This window comes from Streptomyces ureilyticus (assembly GCF_011045025.1).
GTDB lineage: Bacteria > Actinomycetota > Actinomycetes > Streptomycetales > Streptomycetaceae > Streptomyces > Streptomyces ureilyticus.
This window is the reverse complement of record NZ_JAAKZX010000366.1, coordinates 1-4,634: the sequence shown is the minus strand read 5'-3', so window position 1 is coordinate 4,634 and position 4,634 is coordinate 1. Positions and strand designations below refer to the sequence as shown.

Sequence of the window (4,634 nt, the reverse complement as noted above, 5' to 3'; positions counted from 1 at the left end):
TCCGAAGCCATGATCCACATCGCCTCGGTCGACAACCTCGCCAGGCGCATAACGGACGAGACCACCCCCACCTGGCGAGGAACTTACTAGGGCATCAAGGGCAATCTGCCTACCTCAAACGCCCTCTGAGACGACCTGCCTTTGGCCGTGGCGCTGCGCGGGCGGCTTGGCCACGTGTAGGGCGGAAGGAGCCCATGGTCGGTTAGGGTCGCCTCGTGGCGGACGAAGCGGCTCCGTCCCAGTGAAATTGATTGGCCTGGGGTGCGTCGCGGCCGGCTCGGCCGGCAGGAGTCGACTGATGCATCCTCGTTGTGCCCTGATGTGCCCTCGCGGTGGGCGATCTGGGTAAAAATGCAGGTCAGAGGCATGTTCTGGGGGCGCAGTGCGATTGAGAGTGGAGTTCACGACCGAGCCCTTCGACCTCGACGAGGCGCCGCCGCACGCGCTGGTCGCCCGCGAGGTCATCGAGGCGGCGGAGCTGGACGCGGTGGACGTCGGCCCGTTCGGCAATACCGCGGAGGGCAGCGCCGACGCCGTACTCACCGCCGTGGACGCCCTGCTGCGCAAGACCTTGGACTCCGGCGCCACCCGGATCTCGCTGCAGTTCAACGTGATCGCGGAGGACGAGGCGTGACCGGCACCGGGGACGTGACAGGTATCGGGGACGAGCCCTTCATCACGGCCGTGAAGCCGCTGGTCGACGCCATGGGCGGCGAGATGCTGCCGCCCGACCAGGCCGGCGAGGACGATGTCGTACTCACCTGGGAGGGCACCGACGTCGTCGCCGTACGCCTGCCGCAGCTCGCCGACTCCCTGGACCACATCCTCGCCGCGCTGGAACGCAAGCAGGGCAAGCCACTTGCCGAGCTCGACCGCAAGGCCAAGCAGGAGGTCGTACGGATCCTCGAGGCGCGCGGAGCGTTCTCCGTACGGCACGGCGTGGAAACCGTCGCGAGCGCCCTCGGCGTCAGCAGGTTCACGGTCTACAACTACCTAAATCGTGAGAAAGAGGCCTGAGCAGAGGCCACCCCTTCGACTCTTTCAACAAACTGTTGACGTCGTGTGGTCGCAGGGCGTTAGCTGGTCCCCGTGACTTCGAGTACTTCGCCTTCTTCGACGCCGGGCCTCGCCCGGTTCAACGCCCTGGAGGAGCACGCGGCCGCCGCGGTGCTCCACGAGGCCTGTGCCTCGGCGGAGTGGGGGCGCAGGCTGCTCGCGGGGCGTCCGTACGCCACGGCCGACGACCTCCTCGCCGCCAGTGACGCCGCCATGGCGGAGCTGGCCGAAGGCGACCTGGCGGAGGCCATGGCCGGGCACCCGCCCATCGGCCGCCCCAAGCCGGGCGACCCGACCTCCTCTCGCGAGCAGCGCGGCATGGCCGGCGCCTCGGAGGAGCTGAAGGCCGAGATGCTCGAACTCAACCTGGCGTACCAGGAGAAGTTCGGCCACGTGTTCCTGATCTGCGCCACCGGCCTGACCGGCGAGCAGATGAGGGACGCGGTGAACGTACGGATCGGCAACTCGCCGGAGCAGGAGCGCGAGATCGTCCGCACCGAGCTGGGCAAGATCAACCGCATCCGTCTCGCCCGGCTCGTAGAAGAACTCCTGGAAGAACTCGGAGAACCCGTGGAAGAACAGGACGACGCCTGATGAGTACCGCATCGGTGTCCACCCACATCCTGGACACCAGTATCGGCCGCCCCGCGCAGGGCGTGCCCGTCTCGCTGTCGGCACGCGGAGCCGGCAACGAGGCCGAGTGGACGGCGCTCGGCACCTCCGCCACGGACGCCGACGGACGCTGCAAGGACCTTCCGGCAGTGCCACCCGGCACCACGCACGTACGGCTCTGTTTCGAGACCGAGGCGTACCTCTCCGTGCACCGGGACGAGGCCGCGTTCTTCCCGGAGGTCACGGTCACCTTCACCGTGACGCCTGGCGAGCACTACCACGTACCGCTGCTGCTCAACCCGTTCGGCTACTCCGTATACCGAGGGAGCTAGTGCCCGATGCCCATCCTTGGACAGAACCAGTACGGCAAGGCCGAGAACCGAGTCGTCAAGATCACGCGGGACGGCGCCACCCACCACATCAAGGACCTCAACGTCTCGGTGTCGCTGAGCGGCGACATGGACGAGGTCCACTACTCCGGCTCCAACGCGAACGTCCTGCCGACCGACACCACCAAGAACACCGTGTACGCCTTCGCCAAGGAGCACGGCATCGAGTCCGCCGAGCAGTTCGGCATCCACCTCGCCCGCCACTTCGTGACCGGCCAGGAGCGGATCCACCGGGCGCGCATCCGCATCGAGGAGTACGCCTGGGAGCGCATCGAGAACTCCGGGGACGGCGCGCACTCCTTCGTCCGCAAGGGCCAGGAGACCCGCCTCACCCAGATCACGTACGACGGCGAGCAGTGGGAGATCGTCTCCGGCCTCAAGGATCTGGTCGTGATGAACTCGACGAACTCCGAATTCTGGGGCTACGTCAAGGACAAGTACACGACACTCCCCGAGGCGTACGACCGCATCCTGGCCACCGAGGTCTCCGGCCGCTGGCGCTTCAACTGGAGTGACGACGAACAGGAGATGCCCGACTGGGAGACGTCGTACGAGCAGGTGAAGAAGCACATGCTCCAGGCCTTCGCCGAGACCTACTCCCTCTCGCTCCAGCAGACGCTCTACGCGATGGGCGCGCGCATCATCGACCACCGCCACGAGATCGACGAGATCCGCTTCTCGCTCCCGAACAAGCACCACTTCCTCGTCGATCTCGAGCCGTTCGGGCTCAAGAACGACAACGAGGTGTACTTCGCCGCCGACCGCCCGTACGGCCTGATCGAGGCCACGGTCCTGCGGGACGGCTGCGAAGAGAAGATCCCGGCGGACCTCACCAACCTCTGAAGGACGAACCATGGCAGCAGCTCAGCGCATCGTCATCGAGAACTGCGCGATCGCGACCGTGGACGCCGACGACACCGAGTACGCCTCGGGACACGTGATCGTGGCCGGCAACCGCATCGAGTCGCTCGGTGCGGGCAAGGCCCCCGAGGGCCTGGAGGACGTCGTACGCCGTATCGACGCGAGCGGTCACCTCGTAACGCCCGGCCTGGTCAACACGCACCACCACTTCTACCAGTGGCTCACCCGCGGCCTCGCCACGGACCACAACCTCTTCAACTGGCTCGTCGCGCTCTACCCGACCTGGGCGCGCATCGACGAGCAGATGACGTACGCGGCGGCGCAGGGCTCGCTCGCCATGATGGCCCGCGGCGGTGTCACCACCGCGATGGACCACCACTACGTGTTCCCGAAGGGCTCCGGCGACCTGTCGGGCGCGATCATCCGCGCGGCCCGCGAGACGGGCGTCCGCTTCACCCTCGCCCGCGGCTCCATGGACCGCGGCGAGAAGGACGGCGGTCTGCCGCCGGACTTCGCGGTCGAGACCCTCGAAGGCGCGCTCGCCGCCACCGAGGCGACCGTCGACGCACACCACGACGACTCCTTCGACGCCATGACGCAGGTGGCCGTGGCCCCCTGCTCGCCGTTCTCGGTGTCGACCGAACTGATGAAGCAGGGCGCCGAGTTGGCGCGACGCAAGGGTGTACGGCTGCACACTCATGGCTCGGAGACCGTCGAGGAGGAGCAGTTCTGCAAGGAGTTGTTCGGCCTGGGACCGACCGACTACTTCGAGTCCACGGGCTGGCTCGGCGAGGACGTGTGGATGGCGCACTGCGTCCACATGAACGACTCCGACATCGCCGCCTTCGCCCGTACGAAGACGGGCGTGGCCCACTGCCCCTCGTCCAACGCCCGCCTTGCGGCCGGGATCGCCCGCGTCCCCGACATGCTCGCTGCCGACGTCCCGGTCGGCCTCGGCGTCGACGGCACGGCGTCCAACGAGTCCGGCGAACTCCACACCGAACTGCGCAACGCCCTCCTCATCAACCGCCTCGGCGCGCATCGCGAAGCCGCCCTGAACGCCCGTCAGGCGCTGCGCCTCGGCACCTACGGCGGTGCCCAAGTCCTGGGCAGAGCAAGGGAGATCGGCTCCCTGGAGCCCGGCAAACTGGCCGACCTGGTCCTGTGGAACCTGGACACCCTGGCCCACGCCTCCATCGCCGACCCGGTCACCGCCCTCGTCTTCGGCGCGCCGGCACCGGTCACCGCGTCCTTCGTCGGCGGCATCCAGATCGCCGAGAACGGCCGCCTGCTGCTCGTCGACGAGGACGCGATCGCCCGCTCCACGCGGGAGGAGGCGCGACGCCTCGCGCGGATCGCCGCGCAGGCCTGAGCCGAGGGGTTCTTCGCCCCCGCCGCCCTTACCCGTCCCATACCAAGGGGCTCCGCCCCTGGACCCCGCTGGGGCTGCCGCCCCAGACCCCGCATCGGCCTGAACGGCCTCGTCCTCAAACTCCCCCAGCTACCGCTGGGAGGTGCCCCCAGACGGGCTGATTGATGCCGGCCTCGGCTGCAAAGTTCAGCCGAGGCGACGCCAACATCAACCTGGCCGGCGGAAGTCAGCCCGCCTGTCGGCAAATCAGCCCGAGCCGCGATCAATCAGCCCGTCCGGCGTTTGAGGACCGGGGGTCCGGGGGCTGGCCCCCGAAACGGGGTCCGGGGCGGAGCCCCGAAGGG

At 68.2% G+C, this 4,634-nt stretch carries 6 protein-coding genes and 1 pseudogene; all 7 read left to right on the top strand.

From position 1 onward, the window contains the following. Positions 1–90 (top strand): annotated as a pseudogene (locus G6048_RS46760) (IS5/IS1182 family transposase); the annotation flags it as partial. Positions 91–382: 292 nt separating this feature from the next. Beyond that, a complete protein-coding gene (locus tag G6048_RS46755; RefSeq protein WP_165345694.1) occupies positions 383–634 on the top strand; it encodes a hypothetical protein in 252 nt (83 codons plus the stop codon). Between the two features lie 14 nt (positions 635–648). After that, positions 649–1,017: a helix-turn-helix domain-containing protein gene (locus G6048_RS46750; RefSeq protein WP_165345695.1), complete on the top strand. Its 369-nt coding sequence runs from the start codon at positions 649–651 to the stop codon at positions 1,015–1,017. Between the two features lie 72 nt (positions 1,018–1,089). Next, entirely contained in the window at positions 1,090–1,650 is a 561-nt protein-coding gene (gene uraD, locus G6048_RS46745) for a 2-oxo-4-hydroxy-4-carboxy-5-ureidoimidazoline decarboxylase (RefSeq protein WP_165345693.1), read from the top strand. After that, positions 1,650–2,000 carry a hydroxyisourate hydrolase gene (uraH, locus tag G6048_RS46740; protein ID WP_165345692.1) on the top strand — a complete coding sequence of 117 codons (351 nt, stop codon included), beginning with the start codon at positions 1,650–1,652 and terminating at the stop codon, positions 1,998–2,000. The genes uraD and uraH overlap by 1 nt, the downstream gene beginning before the upstream one ends. A gap of 6 nt (positions 2,001–2,006) precedes the next feature. Continuing rightward, positions 2,007–2,900: a factor-independent urate hydroxylase gene (gene pucL, locus G6048_RS46735; RefSeq protein ID WP_165345691.1), complete on the top strand. Its 894-nt coding sequence runs from the start codon at positions 2,007–2,009 to the stop codon at positions 2,898–2,900. A gap of 10 nt (positions 2,901–2,910) precedes the next feature. Then, positions 2,911–4,290, top strand: a complete 1,380-nt coding sequence (locus G6048_RS46730) for an 8-oxoguanine deaminase (RefSeq protein WP_165345690.1) — start codon at positions 2,911–2,913, stop codon at positions 4,288–4,290. Positions 4,291–4,634: the final 344 nt, after the last annotated feature.

Bases quoted from the DNA above. Each gene is read 5' to 3' on its own strand.
- uraH (WP_165345692.1), top strand. From the start codon at position 1,650: ATGAGTACCGCATCGGTGTCCACCCACATCCTGGACACCAGTATCGGC.
- G6048_RS46730 (WP_165345690.1), top strand. From the start codon at position 2,911: ATGGCAGCAGCTCAGCGCATCGTCATCGAGAACTGCGCGATCGCGACC.
- pucL (WP_165345691.1), top strand. From the start codon at position 2,007: ATGCCCATCCTTGGACAGAACCAGTACGGCAAGGCCGAGAACCGAGTC.